A 25,923-nucleotide genomic window follows, 5' to 3' on the forward strand; every position below is an offset into this window, starting at 1 on the left:
CCTGAGAACGGGCCCGGGCCGGGCGTGGTCGCTGCGCCCGGGGCGACGCGGCGACGCGGGCTTCGTGACGGCGGAGACGGCGGTGGCACTGCCGGCGCTCCTCCTGCTCGCGGCGATGCTCATCTGGGGTGTGCTCGCGGCGGCCGCGCAGATCCGCTGTGTGGACGCCGCCCGGGTCGGCGCCAGGGCGGCCGCTCGCGGGGAGGCGGACGCCGCCGGGCTCGCCCGCGCGGCGGCCCCGCCGGGCGCACAGGTCCGGGTCGCCCTGGCGGCCGACACGGTCCGGGTCGACGTGGAGGCGCCGTGCGCTGGGCCGGGCAGGCTCGGCGGGCTGCTCGCCGTCCGGCTCACTGCGGCGGCCGTGGCGGCGCGGGAGGACGTCCTGGTGGCGGGCGCGGAGGCAGGTGGTGGCCCGTGGCCGTCCTGACCGGGCTGCGGGAGGCGGCGGAGCGGCTGGCACGCGCCCGTGCGGCCCGAGCGGTCGCGGTGGGCGGCCGGGGGCCGGACGCCGGCTCGGCGACGGTCTGGCTGCTCGCCCTGGCGATGCTGGGCACGGCGGTGTTCGCCGGGACGATCGCGGTCGGCTCGGTGGTGGCCGCTCGGCACCGGGCCGAGTCGGCGGCCGACCTCGCGGCCCTCGCCGCGGCGGACCGACTGCTGCTGGACCGGGACGGCGGCTGCGCCCGGGCCGCCGGGATCGCCGCCGTCCAGGGCGCCGGGCTGGTGTCCTGTGCGGTCGACCGGTCGGCGGACGCCGTGGAGGTGGTGGCCGAGGTGGAGGTCCGCGGGCTCCCGGCCCGACTGCCGGTCGGCCCGGCGCGGGCGAGGGCTCGGGCCGGGCCGGTACGGGCCCCGGTCACCGGCCCCGAGGACGCGCCGGAGGGCGGGCCGGGCGAGGCTCCGGGCGGAGTCCCGAGCGCGGCTGCGGGGGCGGCCTCATGAACCGGCCGGTGCGCCACCGTCCGGTCCGGGGACCGCTTCCGGTCCGTCCGGTGTCTCCGGCCCGCCCGCCCCCGGCCCGTCGTCCGGTGCCTCCGTGGCTTCGGGTGCCCCGGCCAGCAGGACGTCCAGGAGCCGGACGGCGGCGGCCTTGTCCAGCGGGTCGTTCCCGTTGCCGCACTTGGGCGACTGGACGCAGGACGGGCAGCCGCGCTCGCACTCGCAGGAGGCGATCGCCGTCCGGGTGGCCGTCAGCCACTGGACCGCCCGCTGGAAGCCGCGTTCGGCGAAGCCGGCCCCACCGGGGTGGCCGTCGTAGACGAACACGGTCGGCAGGCCGGTGTCCGGATGCAGCGGCACGGAGACGCCGCCGATGTCCCACCGGTCGCAGGTGGCGAACAGCGGCAGCAGCCCGATCGAGGCGTGTTCGGCGGCGTGGGCGGCGCCGGGCAGCTGGTCGGGCGGGATGTCCGCGTCGAGCAGCTGGTCCTCGGTGACGGTCCACCAGACCGCCCGGGTGCGCAGTGTGCGGGGCGGCAGGTCGAGCTTGGTCTCGCCCATGATCTCCCCGGTGGAGATCCGCTTGCGGAGATAGCCGACCACCTGGTTGACCACCTCCACCGAGCCGAAGCTGAGCCGGCCCTCGCCCCAGTCCACGGTGGTGTCGGTGTCGAGGACGGAGATGGAGGTGATGTCGCGGGCGGCCGTGGTGTACGGCGGGTCGGCCGGTTCGACCAGGGCGACGGAGTTCTCCAGGTCGAACTCCCGGACCAGGTAGGTGCGGCCCTGGTGCAGGTGGACGGCGCCGGTGTGGACGGTGGTGTGCGCGGCCGCGGCGTCCACCGTGCCGAGCAGCCGGCCGGTGTCGGCCTCGACGATCTGCACCGGGCTGCCGCCGCTGCCGCGCAGGTCCACGGCGTCGGCCGCGCGCTCGCGACGGGTCCAGTACCAGGAGCCGTCGCTGCGCCGGCGCAGCAGGCCGCGCCGCTCCAGGACCGGCAGCAGTGGTGCGGTGGACGGCCCGAACAGCTCCAGGTCGGCGTCGGTGAGCGGGAGTTCGGCGGCTGCCGCGCACAGGTGCGGGGCGAGCACGTGCGGGTTGTCGGGGTCGAGCACGGTGGCCTCGACGGGGGCCGCGAACAGCGCCTCCGGGTGGTGCACCAGGTAGGTGTCCAGCGGGTCGTCCCGGGCGATCAGGACGGCCAGCGCGCCCTGGGCCTCCCGCCCCGCGCGGCCCGCCTGCTGCCAGAGCGAGGCCCGGGTGCCGGGGTAGCCGGCCATCAGGACGGCGTCGAGGCCGGAGATGTCGACGCCGAGTTCGAGAGCGGAGGTGGAGGCGAGGCCGAGCAGTCGGCCGGAGTGCAAGTCGCGTTCCAAGGCCCGGCGTTCGTCGGCGAGGTAACCGCCGCGGTAGGCGGCCACCCGTCCGGCGAGCGGGCGGCCGAGCTGGTCCTGGGCCTGGAGCGCGACGAGCTCGGCGGCGCGCCGGGAGCGCACGAAGACGACGGTGCGGGTCTCCCGTTCGACCAGCTCGGTCAGCAGGTGGGCCGCCTCGGCGGTCGCGGTGCGGCGCACAGGTGCGCCGTGCTCGCCGACGTTCTCGGTCAGCGGCGGCTCCCAGAGGCCGAAGACCATCGGCCCGCGCGGCGAGGCGTCCTCGGTGACGGCCACAGCGGGCAGGCCGGTCAGCCGCCGGGCGGTCGCGGCCGGGTCGGCGGTGGTGGCGGAGGCCAGCAGGAAGGCGGGTGACGAACCGTAACGGGCGCAGATGCGGCGCAGCCGCCGCAGCACCTGGGCGACGTGCGAGCCGAACACGCCCCGGTAGCTGTGGCACTCGTCCACGACCACGTAGCGCAGCGCCTTGAGGAAGGAGGACCAGCGGGCATGGCCGGGCAGGATGCCCCGGTGCAGCATGTCCGGGTTGGTGAGCACGTAGGAGGCGTACTGGCGGACCCACTCGCGCTCCTCGGGCGGGGTGTCGCCGTCGTAGAGGGCGGCGCGCACCCTCGGCAGGGCGAGTTCGGCGGCCCGGCGCCGCTGGTCGGCGGCGAGCGCCTTGGTCGGGGCCAGGTAGAGCGCGGTGGCGCCGCGGCCGTTGCGGGCCTCGGTGCCGTCCAGCAGGTCGCTGAGCACCGGGGCCAGGTAGCCCAGCGACTTGCCCGAGGCGGTGCCTGTGGCGATCACCACAGTCTGGCCGCTTTTGGCCAGATTCATCGCTTCTGCCTGGTGCGCCCACGGCTGTTCGACCCCGACGGCACGAGCCGCGGCCACGACCTCCGGACGGATCGAGTCCGGCCATGGTGAATAACGCGCAGGTCGGGCGGGAAGGTGCTCCGTATGGGTGAGTCGGTCGGACCGCCCCCGGCCGGCGGCCAGGGTCGTGAGCAGTGCCTCGGGCGGGCTGTGTCGGGGCGGCATGAGGACCCAGTGTGTCACCGGCGTGACGGAGAATCGTCGTAAGCCATCGTGCGGGCATGGTCGCAGGTGGTTGAATGTGGCCGTGACGGCCGTATGGCCGTGGGTCGCAGCGCCGAGGCTTGCCACGCGTGGCTGGGCGCGCCCGGGCTCGCGACCATGCGGTGGCGGCCGTCCGGCCGAGGATCGCACATGACGTAGCAAGGCAAGGTGCTGGAGGTTCCGTGGACCTGTCCCTGTCGACCCGTTCAGTCGGCGATCGTACGGTCGTCGAGGTTGGCGGCGAGATCGATGTGTACACCGCCCCGAAGCTGCGGGAGCAGCTGGTCGAGCTCGTCAACGACGGCAAGTACCACCTCGTCGTCGACATGGAAGGCGTTGACTTCCTCGACTCGACCGGCCTCGGTGTGCTGGTGGGCGGTCTGAAGCGAGTGCGTGCCCACGAGGGCTCGCTGCGCCTCGTCTGCAACCAGGAGCGCATCCTGAAGATCTTCCGCATCACCGGCCTGACCAAGGTCTTCCCGATCCACACCTCGGTGGACGACGCGGTCAACGCGACCGACTGACGCGGCCGGGCCGGCCCGTGCGGCCGGCCCCGCTCGTTCTTCGCGTCCGGGTGCCCGGGGCCGTGTGGCCCGGTGCGTCCCCCGGGCGCCCCTGGGCCGGTTCCGCCGGCCCGCAGGGGCCGGGTCTCCGGCCCCGGTCGGAGCACCCCGAGGGGGAGAGATGGCAACCGTCGAACTTCGATTCAGCGCGCTTCCCGAGCACGTGCGGACGGCCAGGCTGGTCGCCGCGGCCGTCGCCAGACGGGCCGGGGTCGACGAGTCGGTGCTCGACGAGGTACGGCTCGCGGTCGGCGAGGCGTGCTCCCGCGCGGTCGGACTGCACCAGCGCGGCGGCATCGGCGGCGCGGTCCGGGTCGCGCTGACCGATCAGGAGAAGCGTTTCCTCATCGAGGTCGAGGACGAGGCCGGCCCCGCCGCCGTCCCGGCCTCCGGCGACGCCGAGGGCGGCGAGCCGGACGAGGACACCCTGGGCCTCGCCGTGATCACCGGCCTGGTCGAGGACCTGGAGGTCACCAACGGCGCGGCCGGTGGCCTGATCCGGATGAGCTGGCCGGTTTCGGTCGCCTCCATCGCGGTCTGAGGCGCTGCCTCGACGTCTCCTCGCGTCCCCGCCGCCTCGCGGGCGCTTCCTCGCGCCCGAGAGCGGGCCGGGGTCCTGTTCCCGGGCATGCGGTGACACACCGCTGATCCCGGCGGTTCGCCGCTTCGCGGACGAGGACGTCCACGCGGATCCGCGCCGTGCGGCGGCCCTGGCCGCTCGCGCAGACCACCCCACCACCGAACCACCCCACCGCCGAAACACCCGGGCCGGGACGAGTGCGAGCGGGCCTGACCCGGGCCGGGGCGTCGAGAGGGCGGCCCCTGGAGGGCGGGGGAGCCGGGAATCGGGGGACGGACGAATCGGGGGACGGACATCGGCCGTGTAGGTTCGACGACCGATGACGACCGAACCGAAAGGCTTCTCCCGGTGAACAAGCGACTGCTGGCCGTACCCGCCCTCGGCGTGCTGCTCGCGTTCGGCGCCGTCGGCTGCGGCGGCGACGACAACAACAGCAAGCAGCTGGAGTCCTGGGCGTCGAACGTCTGCGGCGCTGCCAAGGACCCGATCGCCCAGGCGCAGACCGCGCTGGCCGACACCGGCCAGGTGAAGACCGGCGAGGCCCCGGCCGACCTCCAGAAGCGGCTCTCCACGGACATCGGGCGGCTGGCCAAGACCAACCAGGACATAGCCGCCGCCATCGACGCGGCCGGGGCACCCAAGGTGCAGGACGGCGCGGCCCTCCAGAAGGACACCGTCGAGGAGCTGAAGAAGGCGGCCGACGGGTACGTGGAGGTCCAGAAGAAGGTGGACGCGCTGCCCAACAACGACCAGGCCAAGTTCGCCGACGGGCTGCGCAGCGTGGCCGACCAGGTGCAGCAGCTGGCCTCGCTCTCCACCCAGGCGCAGAGCAAGCTCCAGCGCGGTGAGCTCGGTGCGGCGATGGCCAAGCAGGAGGGCTGCAAGCCGTCCCCGACCACCGCCCCGAGCGGCGGCGCCACCGGCGGTGCGGGGGCCGGCGCGAGCGGCACCCCAGCCCCGGGCGGCACGACCCCGGCGCCGGGCGCCACCGACACCCCGAGCGCCCCGGCCACCACCCCGGCGCCCGGCGCGACCGACGGCACGAGCCCGGCCGCGGCCGGTGCGACCACTGCTCCGGCCGCCCCGCCCGCCACCCCGGCGAACCCGGCTCCCAGCGCGAGCTGAGCCCGGGCGGACCGGAGGGTCCGACGCGCCCGTCCCCGGTACCGGGGACGGGCCCGGTGACGGGGACGGCGAGCCGCCGCCCCCGGAGTCGCCGTCCCGCGAGTCGCCGTCCCAGTCGGCGCCCCTGCCACAGGCCCGCCGCTGAACGACTCGGGGCCCCCGGCAGGGCGGCGCGTGGTGGCTTCCAGGGGGCGCGCGGGGTGGTGCGGGCTTCCGTCTGCCGGCCGCGGGGCGCAGCGGCGGCCACCGGGTGGGTGGCGGGGGACAATGGCGGGGTGATCAGTAGCCCCGTTCTCGACCCGACCCGCCTCGCCAAGTTCCGCGAGGCGCTGCTCGCCGCCTCGTTCACCGCCGACGGCTGCCTGGACCTGCTCGGGCCCACCGGCTATTCGGCGTTGGCCCGCAGCGAGGCGGTCCCGGCGCTGCGGGCGACCCGCGGTGGCAGCCCGCTGGAGACGCTGGTGCGGCTGTTCCTGCTGCAGCAGCCGGTCCCGTACCGGGCGGCCGCCGCCGCACTGCCGGTGGAGGACTGCCTGGCGGACGGCTGGCTGCGCCCCGACGGCGATCTGGTGCGCGCCACCGTCGACGTCCGGCCGTACGCCAACGAGGTGGCCGGGATGCCCAGTTCGGACGCCTGGGTGGTCTCCGACCTGGGCTGCGCGGTGGGCGGCGCGGGCGGCATCGGCTCCGGTGAGACCGCGCACGGGGTGGCCCGCAAGGACCTGGTGCTGGGCGTCGGAGGCGCCTCCACCACGCTGGCCAACATCACCGTGCGCCGCCCCGTCCGGGCCGCGCTGGACCTCGGTTCGGGTTCCGGCGTGCAGGCGCTGCACGCGGCCCGGCACGCCGGGACCGTGACCGCCACCGACCTCAACCCGCGCGCGCTGCGCTTCACCGAGCTGACCCTGGCGCTGTCCGGTTTCGACAGCACCGAGGTGTCCGCCGGAAGCCTCTTCGAGCCGGTCGGGGAGCGGAAGTTCGACCTGATCGTCTCCAACCCGCCGTTCGTGATCTCGCCGGGCGGCCGGTTCACCTACCGCGACGGCGGCATGGCCGGCGACGACCTGTGCCGCGGCCTGGTCCGCTCGGCCGCCGACCACCTGGAGCCCGGCGGCTACTGCCAGCTGCTCGCCAACTGGCAGCACGTCAAGGGCGAGGACTGGCACGAGCGGCTGGCCGGCTGGGTCGCGGGCACCGGACTGGACGCCTGGGTCGTCCAGCGCGAGGTCCAGGACGTGGCCCAGTACGCCGAGTTGTGGCTGCGCGACGGCGGCGACCACCGCGGCCCCGGCGGCGACTACCAGGCCCGGTACGGCGAGTGGCTGGACGCCTTCGAGGCGGGCCGGGTCGAGGGCATCGGCATGGGCTGGATCACCCTGCGGGCGAGCGGCGCCGAGCGTCCGACCGTCCGGGTGGAGGAGTGGCCGCACCCGGTGGAGCAGCCGCTCGGCCCGCACATCGAGGCCTGGTTCGACCGGCAGGACTTCCTCCGCTCGCACGACGACGCGGGCCTGCTCGCGGCCCGTTACGTGCTGGCCGACGAGGTGGTCCAGGAGCAGGTCGGCGCGCCCGGTGCGGAGGACCCGGAGCATGTGATCCTGCGTCACAACCGCGGCATGCGGCGGGCCACCAAGGTGGACACCGTGGGCGCCGGCTTCGTCGGGGTCTGCGACGGGACGCTGTCGGCGGGCGAGATCGTGGACGCCATCGCGCGGCTGCTCGGCGAGGACCGGGTGGTCCTGCGGGACCGGGTGCCGGAGTCGCTGCGCCTGCTGACCGAGCAGGGGTTCATCGACCCGGTCCGCTGAGACCCGGTCCGCTGAGACCGGAGCCGCTGAGACCGGAGCCGCCGAGGCCCGCCCCGCCCGGGCCCGCCCCGCCGGGACCGGAGCCGCTGATCGCGGCGGGACCGGTTCCGCCGCGACGCGGCCGGTTCACCGGTCCGTACCCCCTGGTTCGTCCGACCGCCGCCGGGCGGCTGTCTCCCGTTGGTCCTCCGCTGTGAAGCTCTGTCCACAGGCTGTGGACAGAGCTGGGGAGCCGGGGGCCAGAGTGGACACGACGACGGCGATGGTGGGCGGGTCGGTGCTCGCCCTCTTCGGTGGCGTGCTGCTGCTCTGGTGCGCCGCCGAAGTGGGCCTGCGCCTGCGGGTGCGCCGCCGGGGGGCGTCGGCGGTGGCCACCGTGGTGGCCGAGGACGACGTGCACGGCCAGTTGGACAGCGCGCCGCTGCTGTCCTTCTCGGTGCCGCCCTCGGTGGGCGGCTCCGGCGCGTGCGGGATCGCGGGGCTCGTGATCGCCCGCCCGCGCGGGCACACCCCGCTGCGCCGTCCGGACCGTTTCGCGCCAGGTGCCTCGGTGCGGATCTGTTACGACCCGCGGCGCCCGAGCCGGGTGGTGCTGGCGCCCGGGGAGGTCGGCCGGGCGGCCGTCGTCGACCTGCTGTGGAGCGTCCTGGGCGTGGGGTGTCTGGCGGCGGGCGCCGGGCTCCTGGTCGCGGTCGGCGGCTGAGCCCCGCACTCCGCGAGGGATCCGGGAGGGGCCGGCAGCAGATCCGGGGGCGGGCGCCCAGGGCGGATTCACGCCATCCCGCGCCGACCTGTCGATTTTCCGTTGACAGATCTTGAAATCCGTCATTCCATCCTCCGGAACCTGCCGAAGGCCCCCCTCCACGGGGCGCGAACCTCCGTCATCGGGTTACCGTTCGAGTGGCGTCGGTGAGGCCGGCAAGTGAAAAAGCGGGATCCGTCCGTTTGACAAGGGTGGCCGGGGTACGGTCACACTCCGCTGGTGGGGGTGTCGTGCCGCGGCAGCCCCGGGACGGTGGAGGGGTCGGGCGGAGCGCAGCCCGTGCGGCCGGCGCCGACCAGCCACATAAGGACCGGGAGAGAAGAGCGAAGGTGTCCCCGAGCAGCGAGACCGCGCACGGACAGCGACTCGTCATTGTCGAGTCGCCGGCCAAGGCGAAGACGATCAAGGGCTACCTTGGCCCCGGCTACATCGTCGAGGCGAGCGTCGGGCACATCCGCGACCTCCCCAGCACCGCGGCCGAGGTGCCGGACAAGTACACCGGCGAGGTGCGTCGCCTCGGGGTGGACGTCGATCACGACTTCGCGCCCATCTACGTGGTCAACGCGGACAAGAAGTCCCAGGTCAGCAAGTTGAAGTCGCTGCTCGCGGAGTCCGACGAGCTCTTCCTCGCCACCGATGAGGACCGCGAGGGCGAGGCCATCGCGTGGCACCTCCAGCAGGTGCTCAAGCCCAAGGTGCCGGTGCACCGCATGGTGTTCCACGAGATCACCAAGTCGGCGATCCAGGAGGCCGTGGCCAACCCGCGCGAGCTCAACCAGCGCCTGGTCGACGCCCAGGAGACCCGCCGCATCCTCGACCGCCTGTACGGCTTCGAGGTCTCGCCGGTGCTGTGGAAGAAGGTCATGCCGAAGCTGTCGGCGGGCCGCGTGCAGTCCGTCGCGACCCGCCTGGTGGTCGAGCGCGAGCGCGAGCGGATGGCCTTCCACACCGCCTCGTACTGGGACCTGGTCGGCACCTTCGGCACCGGCCGCACCCCGGCCGACGCCGCCAACCCGGAGACCTTCGGCGCCCGGCTGGCCGCCGTCGACGGCAAGCGGATCGCCAGCGGCCGCGACTTCGGCCAGGACGGCCGGCTGAAGGCCGCCAGCGCGAACACCCTGCACCTGGACGAGCAGGCGGTCCGTCAGCTGGCCGCCGCCCTGGAGCAGACGGCGTTCGCCGTCCGCAGCGTCGAGTCCAAGCCCTACCGCCGCTCGCCGTACGCGCCGTTCCGCACCACGACGCTCCAGCAGGAGGCCAGCCGCAAGCTGGGCTTCGGCGCGAAGCGGACCATGCAGGTGGCCCAGAAGCTGTACGAGAACGGCTTCATCACCTATATGCGTACCGACTCCACCACGCTGTCGGACACCGCGGTCTCGGCCGCCCGGGCCCAGGTCACCCAGCTGTACGGCGCCGACTACCTGCCGGACGCGCCGCGCACCTACGCCAGCAAGGTCAAGAACGCGCAGGAGGCGCACGAGGCGGTCCGCCCGTCCGGCGACCGCTTCCGCACCCCCGCCGAGACCGGTCTGACCGGTGACGACTTCAGGCTCTACGAGCTGATCTGGATGCGCACCGTCGCCTCCCAGATGAAGGACGCGGTCGGCCAGTCCGTCACCGTCCGGGTCGGCGGCACCTCCGCCGACGGCCGGGACGTCGAGTTCTCCGCCTCCGGCAAGATCATCACCTTCCACGGCTTCCTCAAGGCCTACGTCGAGGGCGCCGACGACCCGAACGCCGAGCTCGACGACCGCGAGCGCCGGCTGCCGCAGGTCGCCCAGGGCGACCCGCTGGCCGCCGACCGGATCACCCCGGAGGGCCACGCCACCAAGCCGCCGGCCCGCTACACCGAGGCCTCGCTGGTCAAGGAGCTGGAGGACCGGGAGATCGGCCGCCCCTCCACCTACGCGTCGATCATCGACACGATCATCCAGCGCCGGTACGTCTTCAAGAAGGGGACGGCGCTCGTCCCGTCGTTCCTCTCCTTCGCCGTGGTCAACCTGCTGGAGAAGCACTTCGGCCGGCTGGTCGACTACGACTTCACCGCCAAGATGGAGGACGACCTCGACCGGATCGCCGCCGGTGAGGCGAAGTCCGTGCCGTGGCTGAAGCGCTTCTACTTCGGCGAGGGCGAGGGCAGCGCCGCGGGCGGCGCCGCCGAGGCCGGCAACGGCGACGGCGACCACCTGGGCGGCCTGAAGGAACTGGTCACCGACCTCGGCGCGATCGACGCCCGGGAGATCAGCTCGTTCCGGGTCAGCGACGACATCACCCTGCGGGTCGGCCGCTACGGCCCGTACGTCGAGCGCGCCTCGACGGTCGAGGGCGAGCCCGGCCAGCGTGCCGACATCCCGGACGAGCTGCCGCCGGACGAGCTCACCGTCGAGCTGGCCGAGGAGCTGCTGGCCAAGCCCAGCGGCGACTTCGAGCTCGGCGCGGACCCGGTCAGCGGCAACATGCTGGTCGCCAAGGACGGCCGCTACGGCCCGTACGTGACCGAGATCCTGCCCGAGGGCACGCCGAAGACCGGCAAGAACGCGGTCAAGCCGCGCACCGCCTCGCTGTTCAAGACGATGTCGCTGGACACCGTCACGCTGGAGGACGCGCTGCGGCTGCTCTCGCTGCCGCGGGTGGTCGGCACCGACGCCGAGGGCGCGGAGATCACCGCGCAGAACGGCCGCTACGGCCCGTACCTCAAGCGCGGCACCGACTCCCGCTCGCTCACCGACGAGGACCAGCTCTTCACGATCACCCTCGACGAGGCGCTGGCGATCTACGCCCAGCCCAAGCAGCGCGGCCGGGCCGCCGCCGCCCCGCCGCTCAAGGAGCTGGGCAACGACCCGGTCAGCGAGCGCCCGGTGGTGGTCAAGGACGGCCGCTTCGGCCCGTACGTGACCGACGGCGAGACCAACGCCACGCTCCGCAAGGACGACGAGGTCGAGACCATCACGCCGGAGCGCGGGTACGAGCTGCTCGCCGAGAAGCGGGCGCGCGGACCGGTGAAGAAGGCGGCGAAGAAGGCCCCGGCGAAGAAGGCCGCGGCCAAGAAGACGACCACCGCCAAGACCGCGGCGACCAAGACCGCCGCGAAGAAGACCGCGGCGAAGAAGACCACCACCACCACCAAGACGGCGGCGGCGAAGAAGACGGCGGCGAAGAAGACCACCGCGAGCAAGACGGCGGCCGGCCAGGCCACCGCCACCGACGAGGGCTGATCCCAGGTCACGGCAGCCGGGCCCGTGCCCCCGATCCCGGGGGTGTGGGCCCGAGGCCCGTCGGGTCCGTGCGGGCTACGTCACAACCCGGTGATGAGCGCGATCCGGAAGCCCGTTCGCAGCGTTCCGGCCAGGCCCCGCCCGCTACGCTGACCGTATGACGAGCGAGGAGCAGCCCACCCCCAGCGCCGTCCCGGCCGCCAGAGCCCGGGCGTTCGACCTGCCCGAGGTCGCGCCCGCCGGGAGCCCGGCGGACCGGGCCAGGGCCCTGCTGCGGACACGCGCCTACCGGCGCCTGTGGACCACCCAGCTGATCGGCGGCACCGCCGACCGGCTCGGACTGCTGGTGCTGCTCGCGCTCACCGTGATCGCCGCCGCCCAGGGCGGACAGTTCGGCAGCCTGCCGCGCAGCCTCGCCTTCGCCCTCGCCGCGGTCCTCGCCGTCCGGGTGCTGGCCACCGGGCTGGTCGGCGTCGCGCTGCTCGGCCCGGTGCACCGGCTGGTCACCGGCCGGCTGGACCGGCGCTGGACGTTGTTCGGCGCCGACGTGCTGCGCGCCCTGCTGATCGGCCTCGCGCCCTGGTGGAGCGTCTGGCTGGGCTCCGCCGCCAAGCCCTCCGGGGCCGCCGTCTACGTCCTGCTCGCCACCGTGTTCGTGACCGGTGCCGCCGAGCGGGTCTGGGGGATCGCCAAGTCCGCCGCCGTCCCGGGCCTGCTGCCGCCGGCCAACCCGCACCTGCCGGCCGCCGAGCAGCGCCCGGCCGCGGCCAACCTGGACAGCGTCCGGAGCATCGACCGCTTCACCGGCTGGGTGACCGTGCCGCTCGGCGCCGTCGGCCTGGTCGCCTTCACCCTGCTCAACAACATCGGCGCGGCCGTCGGCTCCGACTGGCTCCGCGCCCACCAGCTCACCTTCGCGGCGCTCGGCGCGGCCGGCCTGTTCGCCGCCTCGGCGGTCCGCGGCTATCTCCAGCAGCTGCCCGGCGGCCCGGTGACCGTCGCCCCGGTCTCCCCGTTCCAGGGCCTGCGCGCCCCGACCGACGCGACCCCCGGCCCCGCGCTCGGCAAGGGCCGCACCGGCAGCGCCCCGTACTTCACCTTCGCCGTCGCGGCCGGCTACGCCTCGATGGCGGGCGTCGCCGCGCTCGCGCTGCTGACCGCCGCCGAGCACCGCGCCGGGCCGATCGGCTACGGCCTGCTGGTGCTCGCCGCCGCCGGGACGCCCGCCCTGGGCACCCGGCTCACCCGGGCCACGCTGCCCTCGCTGTCCCGCCGCCGACTGCTCGCGCTGGCACTGCTCACCCAGGGCGTCGCGCTGATCCTGGCCGGCCTGGTGCTCGACTTCGTGCTGGTCCTGCTGCTCACCGTGCTGGCCGGCCTGGCCGCCGGGATCGTGGTCTCGGCCGGGCGCACCCTGCTCGCCCAGGAGGTCGAGGAGGCCCGGCTGCCGAAGGTCACCGAGCACCTGTTCGCGGTGCTCCGGGCCGTGGTCGCCGCCGCGCTGGTCGTCGTCCCGCTGATCGCCGCCGCCTACGGGGACGTCGAGTACGGCACCGTCGAGCCCGGCTCCTTCACCTTCATCCACGGCGGCGCGGCCCTGGCCGTCGCCACCTCCGGGCTGCTCACCCTGGTGCTCGCCGCGGTCGTGCTGCTGCGCACCGACGACCGGCGCGGCACCGCGCCGTTCGTCCGGGACCTGGTGGACTCGGTGCGCGGCGCGGGCGGCCCGGTGCCGCACCAGGGTGCGGGCACCGGCTTCTTCATCGCCCTGGAGGGCGGCGACGGCGCCGGCAAGTCCACCCAGGCCCAGGCGCTCGCCGAGTGGATCCGCGGCAAGGGGCACGAGGTCGTGCTCACCCGTGAGCCCGGCGGCAGCCCGGTCGGCCAGCGGCTGCGCGGCCTCGTCCTGGACGTCGGCAACACCGGCCTGTCGCACCGCGCCGAGGCGCTGATCTACGCCGCCGACCGCGCCGAGCACGTCGAGAACGTCATCCGGCCGGCCCTCGCCCGCGGCGCCGTGGTCATCACCGACCGGTACATGGACTCCTCCATCGCCTACCAGGGCGCCGGGCGCGACCTGGCCGCGACCGAGGTCTCCCGGATCTCCCGCTGGGCCACCGGCGGGCTGCTGCCCGACCTGACCGTCGTCCTGGACGTCGACCCGACCAGGGCCCGCGAGCGCTTCACCGAGGCGCTGGACCGGCTGGAGTCCGAGCCCACCGAGTTCCACCAGCGGGTCCGGGCCGGCTTCCTCTCCCTCGCCGCCGCCGACCCGGCGCGCTACCTGGTCGTGGACGGCAGCCAGGCCCCCGACTTCGTCACCACCGCCATCCGGCACCGGCTCGACCGCGAGCTGCCGCTCTCCGAGCAGGAGAAGGCCGCCCGCGCCGAGCAGGAGCGGCTGGCCAAGGAGGAGGCCGAGCGCCGCGCCGCCGAGGAGGCCCGCAAGAAGGCCGAGGAGGAGGCCGCCGAGCGCAAGCGGCAGGAGGTGCTGGCGCAGCTGCGGGCCGAGCAGGCGGAGAAGGAGCGGCTGGCCAAGGAGGAGGCGGAGCGGGCCGCCGCCGAGGCCCGGCGCAAGGCCGAGGAGGAGGCGCGCCGACGGGCCGCGGAGGAGGCCGAGCGCCGCGCCGCGGAGGAGGCCAAGCTCCGCGCGGCCGAGGAGGCCCGGCTGGCCGCGGAGGCCGTCGAGCGCAAGCGGATCGCCGACGAGGCGGCCGCCCAGGCCGAGCTCCAGCGGCAGCGCGAGCTCGCCCGCGAGGAGCAGCGGCGCCGGGCGGAGGAGGCGCTCCAGCGGGCCGAGGAGGCGCGGCTGGCGCAGGCCGCCGCGCTCGCGGCTGCGGCCGCTGCGGCGGAGTCGGCGGAGGGCCGGGCCGAGGGGCGGCCGGGGTCGGGTTCCGGCTCGGGTTCGGGTTCGGCGGCGGGTTCGGGCTCGGGTTCGGACTCGGGTTCGGCGTCGGGGGAGGCGACCACGGAGCTGCGGGCGGTCCGGGACATCCCGAAGGACGCTCCGCAGGACGCGGCTCAGGCCTCGTCGGGCGGGCTCGGGGACGAGGCGACGCGCGAGCTGTCGCCGCGGGACCGGCAGGCCGCCGTCCGGGCGGCCGAAGCCGCAGAGGCGCGCAAGGCTGCCGAGGCGCGTCGGGCCGCCGGTGCGGTCGACGAGACCACCAGGCTGCCGGTGGTACCGGCCTCGGCGGTGGACGAGACGGCCGTGCTGCCGAAGGTCCCGGCGGAGGCCGACCGGACCGCGGTGCTGCCGCGGATCGAGCCCGGGCGCGTTGAGGGCCGCACGGACGGCCGCGCCGAAGGGCGGGCCGAGGGCCGGGCGGCGCAGGCGCCGAGGCGCGCGGAGCCGGTCGACAGCACCCGTGAGCTGCCGGTGATCGGCGCGGAGCCGGCTTCCGGGCCGCAGTCGCCGTCGCAGCCGCAGCCGGCCGCCGAGCGGCCGCGGCCGGAGTGGGCCGAGGAGACGCCGATGGACGACCTGCCGAGCCTCACCGACACCCTGCTCGGCTCGCACGACGAGTGGGCGCGCTGGGAGCACGGCGGCCCGGGCCAGGGCGGTTCGTACGGCGGCCCGCAGAGCGGCGCCCAGGGCGGTGCGGAGCGGCCCGAGGGCCGTGGGAACGCCCAGGGCGAGGGTGACGGCAAGGGCAAGGGCCGTCGCTGGGGCCGCCGGGGCTGACCGGACACGCGTGCGCGGCGCCGTCGGGGCGGGTCCCCGGCGGCGCCGCCGCGTTCCGTCGGGCGGTCGCCGGTGGGGTCGCGGTCCGTCGGGTGTCGGTCCGTCGCCCGCGGGACCGGCCTTCCCGTCCGCCTTCCCGTCCGCCGTGTCCTCCGCCGTCCCCCGGACGGAGCAGTGGGTGTCGGAGCGGAGACGTATGCTCGACGGCGGGGAAGAGGCGCCACCGGCGCTGCCGTACGGAGCTTGGGAGCAGCAGTGGCCGTCTGGGACGACCTGGTGGGCCAGGAGCGGGTGGTCGAGCAGCTGACCGCCGCAGCCCGGGCGGCCGGGGCGACGATCGAGGCCGGTCGCGGGGCCGCCCCGGTCGAGGGCGTGAACGCCTCCCTGATGACGCACGCCTGGCTGTTCACCGGCCCGCCCGGCGCCGGGCAGGTCACCGCCGCGCGTGCCTTCGCCGCCGCCCTCCAGTGCACCAGTCCGGACCTCGCGCTCGGCGGCACGCCCGGCTGCGGGTTCTGCGACGGCTGCCACACCGTGCTGGCCGGCAGCCACGCCGACGTCAAGTACGTCCGGACCGACGGCCTCTCCATCGGCGTCGGCGACATGCGCGACCTGGTCATGCGCGCCTCCAGCTACCCGACCGGCGGCCGCTGGTCGGTGATCCTGGTGGACGCCGCCCACCGCCTCACCGAGGCCGCCGCGAACGCGCTGCTCAAGGGCGTGGAGGAGCCCTCCCCGCGCACCGTCTGGCTGCTCTGCGCCCCCTCCGTCCAGGACGTGCTGCCGACCATCCGTTCGCGCTGCCGCCTGCTGGTGCTGCGCACCCCCGCGGCCGAGGCGGTCGCCGACACCCTGGTCCGCCGCGACGGCGTCGACCCGGAGACGGCCCGGCTCGCCGCGCTCGCCGGTCAGGGCGACATCGAGCGCTCGCGCCGCCTCGCCGTCGACGAGCAGGCCCGGACGCGCCGGACGGAGGTGCTGCGCATCCCGCTGGAGGTCGGCGACATCGGCGGCTGCCTGACCGCCGCCCAGCGCCTGGTCGACACCGCCAAGGCCGATGCCGAGGCGCTCGCCGAGACCCAGGACGCCAAGGAGACCGACGACCTCAAGGCCGCCTACGGCGCCTCCGAGGGCAGCAAGGCGCCGCGCGGCATGGCCGGCGCGGTCAAGGAGCTGGAGAAGCGGCAGAAGAGCCGGGCCACCCGCACCCGCCGGGAGACCCTGGGCGTTGCCCTGCTCGACCTGCTCGGCTTCTACCGGGACGTGCTCGCCATCCAGCTCGGCTCCACCGGCGCGCTCGCCAACGAGGACCAGCGGCAGGCGCTGAACCGGGTGGCCCAGGCCGGGCCCGCGGAGGGCACGCTGCGCCGGATCGAGGCGGTGCTGGCCTGCCGCCAGGCGCTGGACCGCAACGTGGACCCGCTGCTCGCGGTCGAGGCGATGACGGTGGCGCTGCGCGCGGGCTGAGGGCCGGGCGGGGCCGTTCTTCCTGGATTGCTCCAGCGGGCGGTACCCGTACGCCTCCCGGGGCGATACGCCGTCCCACCTTCGAGTGAACGAGCGACACTCGCCGGGCACACGGTCGTGTGACGGTCCGCCCGTTGTGCACGCTGGGGGCCGACTGCGCCCGCTGCCGGGGCGGTCGCCTCCCGTACGCGCCGGTTCCGGTTCGGCGCGGCCCCCTCCAGAGGTGGTGCGTCCCGTGGTTCGTTCGCTCCTCGTCATTCCCCTGCTGGCCGCCGCCCTCGGCGGGATCTGGCTGGCCCGGGGTGCCCAACAGCGCTGGCGCGACCTGCGCGCCGCCGAGACCTACGAGCTGGCCGGCGACCGCCTGCCGATGCTGGTGCGGGCGGCCGGGGCGATGGTCTGCGGGGTGTGCGTCACCGCCCTGACGGTGCTCACCACGCTCGGCGCCTTCGGCGGCCTCGGCCGGGACGTCCAGGCGCCGGACCGGGCGGAGCCGGTGGTGGACGCGGGGAGCGCGGGATCGGGGGCGGGGTCGGGCGGCGGGACCGGTGCGGGGGCGGCGGCCCGGCCGCAGCAGGCGGCGCCGCCGGTGGCCGCCGAGTCGGCCGCTGCTGCCGGTGCCGGTGCCGGCGCCGCCCCGGTCGCCCCTGCCGCCGTCGGAGCGGCCGGAGCTGTCGGAGCGGCTGGACCCGCTGCGGCTCCCGCCGTGGCCAGCCGCTTCGACAGCGTCGGCCACCCCGGCGGCGGCGAGCTGCTCCAGTCCGCCGTGCTCGGCCCCGACGGCCACCCCCGCAATGTCCGGGTCTGGCTCCCGCCGCAGTACGCCAAGGAGCCGAACACCCACTTCCCGGTCGTCGTGATGCACGCGGCCGCACCCCAGAAGACCGCCGACGCCGAGGTCCCGGACGTCTTCGAGGGCATCGGTTCGGCCCTCCAGGCCGGCAGGACCCGCCCGTTCATCCTGGTCGCCCCCGAGGCGCCGAACGGCACCGCGCACCCCTGCGAGCTGGTCGCCGCCGCCCCGGCCGCCGTCGCCGACGACGCGACGCTGCGCGGCACCATCGCGGCCTCCTTCCGCACCCTGCCGCCCGGCCCGGCCTCCTGGGGCGCCCTCGGCGTCGACGGCGGCGCGCCCTGCGCGGCCGCCGCCGGACTGTCCCGGCCCGACCTGTACGGCGCGGCCGCGGCGGTCTCCGGCCGCTACGACGCCATCGCGCTCACCCAGACCGGCGCCGAGGCCCCGGCCGGCAGCTCCGCCAAGCTGCTGCTGGCCGCCGCCAAGGCCGACTCCGCCGGGCTGGACGCGGCCCGCAAGCTCCAGTCCGCGCTGAAGGCCGGCCCCGGAGCGGCGGCCAAGGCCGACGTGCGGATCTCGGACAACGTGCAGGACTTCACCCCCGACCGGGAGCGGCTGCGGCTGGTCCGGCAGGCGGCGCAGTTCCTGGCCGAGGCGCTGGCCAAGCCGTCCTGAGCGCCCGTCCGGCGGCGCTACGCTGCCCGGTACCCCGGGGAGGGGTGCCGGGCAGCGGCGTTTCCTCCGGGGTGCTCCACTGGTTTTTCCACGGGTTGTTCCACGTGCTGGTCGATTGCGGAGTGGTGGCGGATGAGGGCCTTCGGGCGGGCGCCGGTACGGGCGTGGGCACGGACGCGGGCACTGGCCGCGGCGCTGGCCGTCGCCGGGCTGCTGGCGGGCGGGTGCGGCGCCGATCCGTCCGAGGCGCCGGGAGCGTCCCCGTCGGACCCGGCCGGCTCCGGCAGGCCCTCCGCCCAGGCGGCCGCGGCGGCGTCCGGGGCCGCCTGGGCGACCCCGTTGGAGCCGCTGCCCGCCGCCGTCCCGGCCGCGCTCGCGCCGTACTACGCGCAACACCTGGCCTGGCAGCCCTGCGACAGCGGGTTCGAGTGCACCACGTTCCGGGTGCCGCTGGACTACGACCACCCGGGGGACGGCGACCTCACCCTGGCGGCCGCCCGCGCGGCGGCGGAAGCCGCCTCCTCCGCTTCCCCTTCCGCCTCCCCGGGCGCGCGGCTCGGCTCCCTGCTGCTCAATCCGGGCGGGCCCGGCGGCTCGGCGATCGAGTACCTGGAGGCCGCCGCTCGGACGTACGACCACGGGGTGCGCGCCCGGTACGACCTGGTCGGCCTCGACCCGCGCGGGGTGGGCCGCAGCAGCCCCGTCAGCTGCCTGAGCGGCGACCGGATGGACGCCTACACCGCCGTCGACCTGACCCCCGGCGACCAGCACGGGATCGACGCGCTGATCGCGGCCGACAAGGAGTTCGCCGAGGGCTGCCGGAAGCAGGCCGGGGCGGCGCTCGGCCACCTCGGCACCGTCGAGGGCGCCCGCGACATGGACGTGCTGCGCGCCCTGCTCGGCGACGAGAAGCTGAACTACGTCGGCAAGTCCTACGGCACCTTCCTCGGTGCCACCTACGCCGGGCTGTTCCCGAGCCGGGCCGGACGGCTGGTGCTGGACGGCGCGATGGACCCGGCGCTCGACTCCGCCACCGGCAACCGCACCCAGGCGGGCGGCTTCGAGACCGCCTGGGCCGCCTTCGCCCGGGACTGCGCCACGCGCGAGGACTGCCCGCTCGGCCGCACCGAGCAGCAGGTCGGCGAGCAGCTCACCGCCCTGCTGGAGGGCGTCCGCGCCGCCGCGTTGTCCACCACCGAGAGCGGCCGTCGGCTCACCGGGTCCCAGGCGACCACCGGCGTCATCCAGGCCATGTACGCCGACTTCCTCTGGCCCAAGCTGCGCGCCGCGCTCGCCGACGCCACGGCGGGCGACGGCACCGGTCTGCTGAAGCTCTCCGACGACTACTACGGGCGCGAGGCGGACGGCTCGTACCCCAACCTGATGTTCGCCAACACCGCGGTGAACTGCCTCGACCTGCCCGCCCCGTTCCGCGGGCCGGAGGACGTCCAGCGGGCCGTGCCGGAGTTCGAACGGGTCTCGCCGCACTTCGGGCGCGACATGGCCTGGATGGCCCTGACCTGCACGTACTGGCCGGTCCGGGCCACCGGTACGGCGCACACCATCCGCGCGGCCGGCGCCGCCCCGATCGTCGTCATCGGCACCACCCGCGACCCGGCCACCCCGTACGCCTGGGCCCGGTCGCTGGCCGACCAGCTGGAGTCAGGCCGCCTGCTCACCTTCGACGGCGACGGCCACACCGCGTACGGCCGGCACAGCACCTGCGTGGACGGAGCGGTGAACCGCTTCCTGCTGACCGGGGAGGCCCCGGAACAGGGCAAGCGCTGCGACCGGTAGGGCGTGCCCGGAGCCGGGAGACCGACAGGTGGTTCTCACTTCAACCGATTACCGGTACGACGTTACGATGAGCGCCCCCTGCCACCCTCCCCTGCACCGGAGCTCATCGTGCTCGGAGTCAACGACCTGGCGACGTACGTCCTCGGCGCCCTCGTCATCATCCTGCTGCCCGGCCCCAACTCCCTGTACGTGCTGTCCGTCGCGGCCCGCAAGGGCATCCGCACCGGCTACCGAGCCGCGGCCGGCGTCTTCATCGGCGACCTCACCCTGATCAGCCTCACCTCGCTGGGCGCGGCCTCCCTGCTCAAGGCCAACCCGGCCGTCTTCGCCGTGGTCAAGTTCGGCGGCGCCGCCTACCTGCTCTGGATCGGCTACGGCATGCTCCGCGCCGCCCGCCAACTCTGGCGCGACCGCCGCGCCGCGGCCGACCCCACCGCCGAAGCCGCCCCCGAATCCACCGAGAACCCCTTCCGCCGGGCCCTGGTGATCAGCCTCCTCAACCCGAAGGCCATCCTCTTCCTGCTCTCCTTCTTCACCCAGTTCGTCGACCCCGCCTACGGAGAGCCCGCCCTCTCCTTCGCCCTCCTCGGCGGCATCCTCCAGACCTTCAGCTTCCTCTACCTCTCCCTCCTCATCTTCGCGGGCACCACCCTCGCCACCGCCTTCAGCCGCCGCAAGCGCCTCTCCGCCACCCTCACCAGCGGCGTCGCCGTCCTCTTCGCCGGCTTCGCCGCCAAACTCGCCGTCTCCTCCGCCTGACCACCGCCCCCGGATACCGGGTACGGATCACCCGCGAACCTGTGTAGACTGGCCCGCGTTGCCGCCACACACGGCAGCGGTGCCGCCTTAGCTCAGTTGGCCAGAGCAACGCACTCGTAATGCGTAGGTCGCGGGTTCGAATCCCGCAGGCGGCTCAGTGAAGGCCCAGGTCATCTAGCCCATGACCTGGGCCTTTTGCCGTTCCGTGACCTTCGCTGGTTGGTATGCGTGAGCTGGAAGGGGTCCATGATCGCTCCCGGTGGACAATCGGTGGACAACCGTGCAGCGGGCGTGCAAGCCGGTGGACAGGGGGCTCGCCTCCGTCACCGTTGCGATGTGCGGCCTGTTGTGGAGGGTCTACAGATCCGGTGGTCATGTCAGCAAATCAACCAGGTGCCCAAACTGCCGAGTGTGTCGACCAGTGCGCCGGTTCGGGGGAGCAGCAACCTTCTGGGCGCCAAATTGGGCGTGCGCCCGGTTTCACCCCCGCTTCAGCGTCCTCTCGCACTCGCGGCACCGCCTGTCCTCTAGCTCTGGCGGGTACCACGGTTCCCCGTAGGCGGCCCGGTAGTGCGAGTGCACCAGGGGATCGGTGGAGATCCCGCACAGCGTGGCTGGCAACGGGTCATCTGGCACGTCGGGATCGCTCGCGGCGGCATGGACGCCCCGGACGAAAGCGGGGTCCGGATCGTCGGCCTCGAACCCCTCCACGACCTCCAGCAGCACCAGCAGGCCCATACCTCGACCGTGCACCCGCCGCCGGTACGGCGCACCCCGGAACCTCGCCCACCTCGCCCAGTCAGCCATCGCCGCTTACGGTCGGGACCATGACCTGGTCCGACTTCGTGGAGAAGATCGCGCTGGAGCGGGACACCCTCCACCGCGCGACGCCACTGATCCCTGCTTCGTCCACCGGAGAGTCGCGCGGCATCCTCGATGTTGCTGCGGACCGGATTGAAGCCTTCGTCGGGGCTCAGGACGCATCGCTGACGCCAGAGAAATGTGTCGTCCTCCTCGGCATCCGCCCCCTGCTGTTCGGGACCGCCTGGAAGGTCATCGACATCTTCCTCGAAGAGGTCTTCACAGTGGCCGGCGAGGAACCGGACCAGGGCCGGGGCTTCACGATCAAGAAGAAGCGCAGGCTCGCACGGAACGGCATCGAGCCGCCGGACTTCCTGCCGAAGGATGTCTGGAAGGCGATCGGGCACACCTACGACCAGACAGCCGAGTACCGCGACAGCCTGGTCCACCGGAAGGCATACACGGACGACTCGGGTGCCCTCATCGGGCATGAGAGGGGCGGAGCGGAGCTCCAGCCCGTGAGCACCGATGAGCAGGATGCGTTTGTTCATGTCGCGCTCCGCTTGGTAGAGGCTGCGGAACGACAGGAGTCCGAAGCCCGCACTGACGGGGACCTCCGTGCCCGTCTGGATGACTTGAAGGGCATCCACAAGCAGGAGATCCTCGGCGGCGTGACGTTGAAGCGCGTCCCCGAGCTGATCGTCCTCCTCCCCGCTGGTCAGGGGGGCGGCTATGTCTTCGACGTGCCGTACGTCCGGCGGCGGTCGCCTTGGAGCGCGGAGCGGTACTGCGATCTCGTGGTTCAGTTCCACGACCGACCAGGGGTCAACCTGCGGGGCCGGCTGGAGGACGCACCAGACCAGCAGGTTTCGATCGACCCTGACCAGCCGCCAGAATGGCTGAGCTGAGCTTCCGAGACCTCATCGGCTCCGCGGGCTACCTATGGACCCTGACCGCGGCCCGCGCCTTTTCCAGAACGGTGACCTGGTTCGATCCGATCCAGCCCGGGTGCTCTGTCAGGTGGTGAACAGAGTGTCTTGGTAGCCGGGGTTTGCTTGGGCGCGGTGTCCGGGCAGACCGCCCCCCTCGTCGGCGAGGGCTTGCTGTTGGGCTAGATGGCCGGGTAGGGGGACGCGCGTCTCCGAGGCTGGGCATAGAACGAGTTGGCGGCGCTGCTGCTTGTGGTCGGTGATTGCGCCGAGGCCGATAGCATCCACCGGCACGACGGCGACGGACCTGCCGCAGGAGGGGCAGTCGATCCGGGGCATTCTCATAGGCAGATGATCCCGCAAGGGAGTGACAGCGCGAGGGCCCGAGACCAAGAGAAGCCGACGGCTGGACGCCCGCGAGAGGTCGAGGTCCCGATCAGGCTGGTGTGCTCGATCGTGTAGTCTTAGCTCAGACTTCAGAGCTTGGCGCTGGTTTCGGCCGGCGCCGGACTTTCGGTGGTCATAGCGAGAGGGAAACGCCCGGTTACATTCCGAACCCGGAAGCTAAGCCTTTCAGCGCCGATGGTACTGCAGAGGGGACTCTGTGGGAGAGTAGGACGTCGCCGAAATCCTTTTCAGCCCGCCCGGCACTCGAACGAGTGCCGGGCGGGCTGCTTTGCATAATGCACTATCAGGCTACGCTTTCAGCTCGCCGACTCGTTCCATTCGAGGAGGCCCTTCTCCTCGTTTGCGAACCATGCGAACGAGCCACTGGCGAGCCGAGGGAGGCACTTCTTTGCTTCTGAGCCAGTGCGCGACTCAAATGCCGTGAGAAAGCGACACTTCTCGGGGGGAAGGCCAACCTCGGCTGCCCAGGCCAGGATGTCGGCCTTTCGTTTGTCATGCACTGGGCCGTCCGTGGCAACTACCTCGACGAACCAGAATTCACCACGAGCCGGATCGGTGTCGGCGATAACGCAGTCGGGAAGAAGGATCTTGGGGTCTATCTCCATGCCGAGCTGTGCAAGGACCTCGGCGTCCGCAATATCGACTTTCTTGCCGGACTGTGAAATGAACAGAACGCTTGGCTCCGAGAGATACCGCTTTGTGAAACTCTCGATGACACCCTTGAGGATCTCGTTGCTCTTCCCCTTGAGGAGGTCCCGGGTGCCGGCACCTGGCATCTTGACGGGGATACTGGTGCTGTATTGGGACTTCTTCCGATTGAAGAGCGCTCGTGTCAGCCCGGCCTTGGATAGGTTCTTGTTCTGCCACTCGACGATCGCATCGTCAAGGGCTTGCCCCTCAAGCGCTGGGTCGAGGAGAGCGGCGAACTCGGTAGTGAATGTGTACCTTGGGGATGAGGCCGTCGTATCCACCCCGGGCGTTTCTATCACGGCGCCGTTTTCGCCCAGGATGCTAAGCGTGTCATCTCGAATCGACTCGCGGGTGTTTGCCTTATACCAGCTCTTCCCGCGCTCGAATTCCTCGGATTCGCAGTACTGGTCTACCGAGTCCTCTTTTTTGAGGGCGGCATGGTAGTAGCCAAGACGCTGAGAATCTTCCCGCCGTTCTGCCACCGCGTCGCTCATCCAAACAACGGTCGATGGCCGAATGGGGTTCTTTCCGTTGATGGCGCCGACATACATCATGACGAAGGCAGTCGCGGAGGCCGCAGGATTCGCCGTGTGCGTGCTGCCCGTCAGTGATGAGGGGACGATTTTCTCAAGGCGCTCCTGGTAGTCCTTCCTTGTGGGGAGGAGGGCAGGCAAGGGCGGCGGCGTGGCGTCGGGACTGGTCACGAAGACAGACCATATACGCCCTCGATAGCTGCATGCAGGTCTTCAGCAGAAAGCGCTGACCACCCCTGGAGCACGGAGGCGCTTGGAAGTGGAAGTGCGTTCAGTTCGTAGGCCGAGACAGCAACGGAGCCTGTGAGGCACCGATAGAGGCGGTCAACAGCTTCGGAGTCGAGGAGCGCGGTCAGCAAGGCCGGCGTCAACGGGCTGTCGTCCTGGCTCGCCGTCAGCACGTTTACGTGGTTCTCGACGGCCACTCGGCCGCCCCAGCGGGCCAGGGCCTCCTGGTCCAAGGCAGCAGCTAGCAGCCGACGTGGCTGTTCAGGGGCAGTCGTTCGCTGGACCAAGACGGCGGGGCGGTCCAGCACGAGGACGGCCTCGTCCTTCGGCCGGAGGGCCACGTAACGGAGATCATCACGATTGGGGTCCTGGTGCAGTTCACCGCCGTCCAGGTCACCAGCCCAGACGATCTTGATTGACGTGGCCTTGGGCTTGCTCGACAGCTGATCCTTGTGCCGGTTCCAGACCAGCGGGCCAGTTGAGACAGTCCAGTGATAGTCCGCCAAACGGTGCGGCATCGTCTGCGCTGCCTTGATGAGGGAGTGGTCCTTGGGATCGCGCGGCAGAAGCCACGGTCCGTCGCCCTGGTCCGGCAGCCGTCCCTTGCCGACGCTCTCCCGTGTAACGGAGCCGTTGACGGTCAGGCGCTCGCAGGTGGCTTCGTTCTTCGCACTGTTCCGCTGGAACGTGGCGAGCACGGTCTCCTGAAGGACGCCCGTGGAGAACACGCCGGTTCGATCCGTGACGTGCGTCAGGTGCGTCAGCGGAGCCGTGGTGGACAGGTAGGCGCGAAGACGCTGGAAGTACGAGCCACCGAGCCAGCCGGCGGGGACCAGAGCGGACATCACACCGCCCGGAGCTAGGCACTCTGCGGCGGCAGCCATGAAGAGGCCATAGCGGTTTGCATGCCCGTAAAGGACGTGACTCCACCTCTTGCGGTCCGCATCGGTGAGGCGGACGCGGCCATACGGGGGGTTGAGGATGCAGACCTGTACCGGGCGTGGCGGCGGCGTCAGCCCGTCCCCGACTCCGATCAGCGCGGGCAGGGTGCTCCGCCGAGCTGCTGGGAGTTGCGCCCAGGCGGGAAGGAGCTCGGCTGCCAGGATGGCGTTGCCAAGCCAGACGGCAGCGGCGTCCAGGTCACGACCGCCTATTGCGGAAGTGACCTCGCGGAGGACTTCGGCAGGAGAACGGTCTGCCTGCGCAGCCAGCCAGTCACGGAGAGCTGGTAGCAGCAGCATCCCGGCTCCGCTCGCAGGATCCCAAACGAGACCAGCGGGCGTCTCGCCCAGGGTCGCGACGGCTTGGTCATAAAGCGCCGTGGCCAGCGTCGGCGGGGTGTAATGCCGCCCATCGGCGGTCCGGACAGAGCTGTCGAGAGCCGTGACGTAGGCGTTGGCAAGGGTCTCCGGCGAAGCGTCGAGGAGGTCTTCCCGCGGGGCGATGCCGATCAAGAGACTCTGGTCGAAGCCAGATTGCTCGACTGCCTCTTCGAGTCGTAGAGCACGGGTCGCTCTGAGCCGTACGGCTGCCGCGCGTCGTTCCCACCAGGCTGGCACGGTGGCGAGCACCTGCAGCGCCTTCGGGGACAGGTCTTTGGTGCCGTTCGCTTCCATCACTGCGCGTTGGGCACGATTCGTCCTGGCCGCCGGAACCGGTGCTGCCTCGACGTCAGTCACCTGAGAGATCCTCCCGCTGTCGTTGC

General features: G+C 73.1%; 18 protein-coding genes, 1 tRNA gene and 1 rRNA gene. 16 read left to right on the forward strand and 4 right to left on the reverse strand.

The features are described from left to right. The first annotated feature begins 1 nt into the window (after position 1). Positions 2–427 (forward strand): TadE family type IV pilus minor pilin, encoded by a 426-nt coding sequence (locus tag ACWDD9_RS09325; RefSeq protein WP_449811368.1) that lies wholly within the window; start codon positions 2–4, stop codon positions 425–427. Next, positions 415–942 (forward strand): Rv3654c family TadE-like protein, encoded by a 528-nt coding sequence (locus tag ACWDD9_RS09330; RefSeq protein WP_375876573.1) that lies wholly within the window; start codon positions 415–417, stop codon positions 940–942. Before ACWDD9_RS09325 ends, ACWDD9_RS09330 begins: the two co-directional genes overlap by 13 nt. On the opposite strand, the gene ACWDD9_RS09335 is transcribed toward ACWDD9_RS09330, so the two are convergent. Beyond that, on the reverse strand, positions 937–3,357 hold the full coding sequence (locus ACWDD9_RS09335; protein WP_449811211.1) for a DEAD/DEAH box helicase: 2,421 nt from the start codon (positions 3,355–3,357) through the stop codon (positions 937–939). The genes ACWDD9_RS09330 and ACWDD9_RS09335 overlap by 6 nt on opposite strands. A gap of 221 nt (positions 3,358–3,578) precedes the next feature. Between ACWDD9_RS09335 and bldG the strand changes: the two genes are divergently transcribed. From bldG to ACWDD9_RS09395, 12 genes are all read left to right on the forward strand, one after another. Beyond that, positions 3,579–3,920 carry an anti-sigma factor antagonist BldG gene (gene bldG / locus ACWDD9_RS09340; protein WP_049659132.1) on the forward strand — a complete coding sequence of 114 codons (342 nt, stop codon included), beginning with the start codon at positions 3,579–3,581 and terminating at the stop codon, positions 3,918–3,920. Between the two features lie 160 nt (positions 3,921–4,080). Continuing rightward, positions 4,081–4,500, forward strand: coding sequence for an ATP-binding protein (locus ACWDD9_RS09345; protein WP_049659131.1), 420 nt, complete (start codon positions 4,081–4,083; stop codon positions 4,498–4,500). Between the two features lie 387 nt (positions 4,501–4,887). Beyond that, entirely contained in the window at positions 4,888–5,664 is a 777-nt protein-coding gene (locus ACWDD9_RS09350) for a hypothetical protein (RefSeq protein ID WP_380775701.1), read from the forward strand. A gap of 275 nt (positions 5,665–5,939) precedes the next feature. Next, positions 5,940–7,472 (forward strand): DUF7059 domain-containing protein, encoded by a 1,533-nt coding sequence (locus tag ACWDD9_RS09355; RefSeq protein ID WP_079271961.1) that lies wholly within the window; start codon positions 5,940–5,942, stop codon positions 7,470–7,472. Between the two features lie 244 nt (positions 7,473–7,716). Continuing rightward, positions 7,717–8,175 carry a DUF3592 domain-containing protein gene (locus ACWDD9_RS09360; RefSeq protein ID WP_117488501.1) on the forward strand — a complete coding sequence of 153 codons (459 nt, stop codon included), beginning with the start codon at positions 7,717–7,719 and terminating at the stop codon, positions 8,173–8,175. A gap of 389 nt (positions 8,176–8,564) precedes the next feature. Beyond that, complete coding sequence (topA, locus tag ACWDD9_RS09365) at positions 8,565–11,450, forward strand: type I DNA topoisomerase (protein WP_449811212.1); 2,886 nt, start codon at positions 8,565–8,567, stop codon at positions 11,448–11,450. 157 nt (positions 11,451–11,607) lie between these two features. Further along, a complete protein-coding gene (gene tmk, locus ACWDD9_RS09370) occupies positions 11,608–15,135 on the forward strand; it encodes a dTMP kinase (RefSeq protein ID WP_449811213.1) in 3,528 nt (1,175 codons plus the stop codon). 255 nt (positions 15,136–15,390) lie between these two features. Then, a complete protein-coding gene (locus ACWDD9_RS09375; RefSeq protein ID WP_049660729.1) occupies positions 15,391–16,602 on the forward strand; it encodes a DNA polymerase III subunit delta' in 1,212 nt (403 codons plus the stop codon). Positions 16,603–16,837: 235 nt separating this feature from the next. Beyond that, positions 16,838–18,073: a hypothetical protein gene (locus ACWDD9_RS09380; RefSeq protein WP_449811214.1), complete on the forward strand. Its 1,236-nt coding sequence runs from the start codon at positions 16,838–16,840 to the stop codon at positions 18,071–18,073. Between the two features lie 132 nt (positions 18,074–18,205). After that, positions 18,206–19,870: an alpha/beta hydrolase gene (locus ACWDD9_RS09385; protein WP_449811215.1), complete on the forward strand. Its 1,665-nt coding sequence runs from the start codon at positions 18,206–18,208 to the stop codon at positions 19,868–19,870. A gap of 108 nt (positions 19,871–19,978) precedes the next feature. Continuing rightward, entirely contained in the window at positions 19,979–20,629 is a 651-nt protein-coding gene (gene leuE, locus ACWDD9_RS09390; RefSeq protein ID WP_449811216.1) for a leucine efflux protein LeuE, read from the forward strand. 81 nt (positions 20,630–20,710) lie between these two features. Then, a tRNA-Thr gene (locus ACWDD9_RS09395) sits at positions 20,711–20,784 on the forward strand. A 325-nt stretch (positions 20,785–21,109) separates the two neighbouring features. Here the strand turns inward: ACWDD9_RS09395 and ACWDD9_RS09400 are convergent. Next, the gene (locus ACWDD9_RS09400) at positions 21,110–21,367 is read right to left on the reverse strand and encodes a hypothetical protein (protein WP_449811217.1); all 258 of its coding nucleotides are present in this window, start codon (positions 21,365–21,367) and stop codon (positions 21,110–21,112) included. 89 nt (positions 21,368–21,456) lie between these two features. On the opposite strand from ACWDD9_RS09400, the gene ACWDD9_RS09405 reads away from it, so the two are divergent. Next, positions 21,457–22,338 (forward strand): hypothetical protein, encoded by an 882-nt coding sequence (locus tag ACWDD9_RS09405; protein ID WP_449811218.1) that lies wholly within the window; start codon positions 21,457–21,459, stop codon positions 22,336–22,338. 533 nt (positions 22,339–22,871) lie between these two features. Further along, positions 22,872–22,988 (forward strand): 5S ribosomal RNA (rrf, locus tag ACWDD9_RS09410). 75 nt (positions 22,989–23,063) lie between these two features. On the opposite strand, the gene ACWDD9_RS09415 is transcribed toward rrf, so the two are convergent. Continuing rightward, positions 23,064–24,161, reverse strand: a complete 1,098-nt coding sequence (locus ACWDD9_RS09415) for a BsuBI/PstI family type II restriction endonuclease (protein WP_449811219.1) — start codon at positions 24,159–24,161, stop codon at positions 23,064–23,066. Then, the gene (locus ACWDD9_RS09420) at positions 24,158–25,897 is read right to left on the reverse strand and encodes an Eco57I restriction-modification methylase domain-containing protein (protein WP_449811220.1); all 1,740 of its coding nucleotides are present in this window, start codon (positions 25,895–25,897) and stop codon (positions 24,158–24,160) included. The genes ACWDD9_RS09415 and ACWDD9_RS09420 overlap by 4 nt, the downstream gene beginning before the upstream one ends. Between the last annotated feature and the right edge of the window lie 26 nt (positions 25,898–25,923).

The organism is Kitasatospora sp. NPDC001119, assembly GCF_053598475.1.

Coding starts and splice junctions, on each gene's coding strand:
- tmk (WP_449811213.1), top strand. CDS start 11,608: ATGACGAGCGAGGAGCAGCCCACCCCCAGCGCCGTCCCGGCCGCCAGA.
- ACWDD9_RS09405 (WP_449811218.1), top strand. CDS start 21,457: ATGACCTGGTCCGACTTCGTGGAGAAGATCGCGCTGGAGCGGGACACC.
- ACWDD9_RS09385 (WP_449811215.1), top strand. CDS start 18,206: ATGAGGGCCTTCGGGCGGGCGCCGGTACGGGCGTGGGCACGGACGCGG.
- ACWDD9_RS09400 (WP_449811217.1), bottom strand. CDS start 21,367: ATGGGCCTGCTGGTGCTGCTGGAGGTCGTGGAGGGGTTCGAGGCCGAC.
- ACWDD9_RS09335 (WP_449811211.1), bottom strand. CDS start 3,357: ATGCCGCCCCGACACAGCCCGCCCGAGGCACTGCTCACGACCCTGGCC.
- ACWDD9_RS09345 (WP_049659131.1), top strand. CDS start 4,081: ATGGCAACCGTCGAACTTCGATTCAGCGCGCTTCCCGAGCACGTGCGG.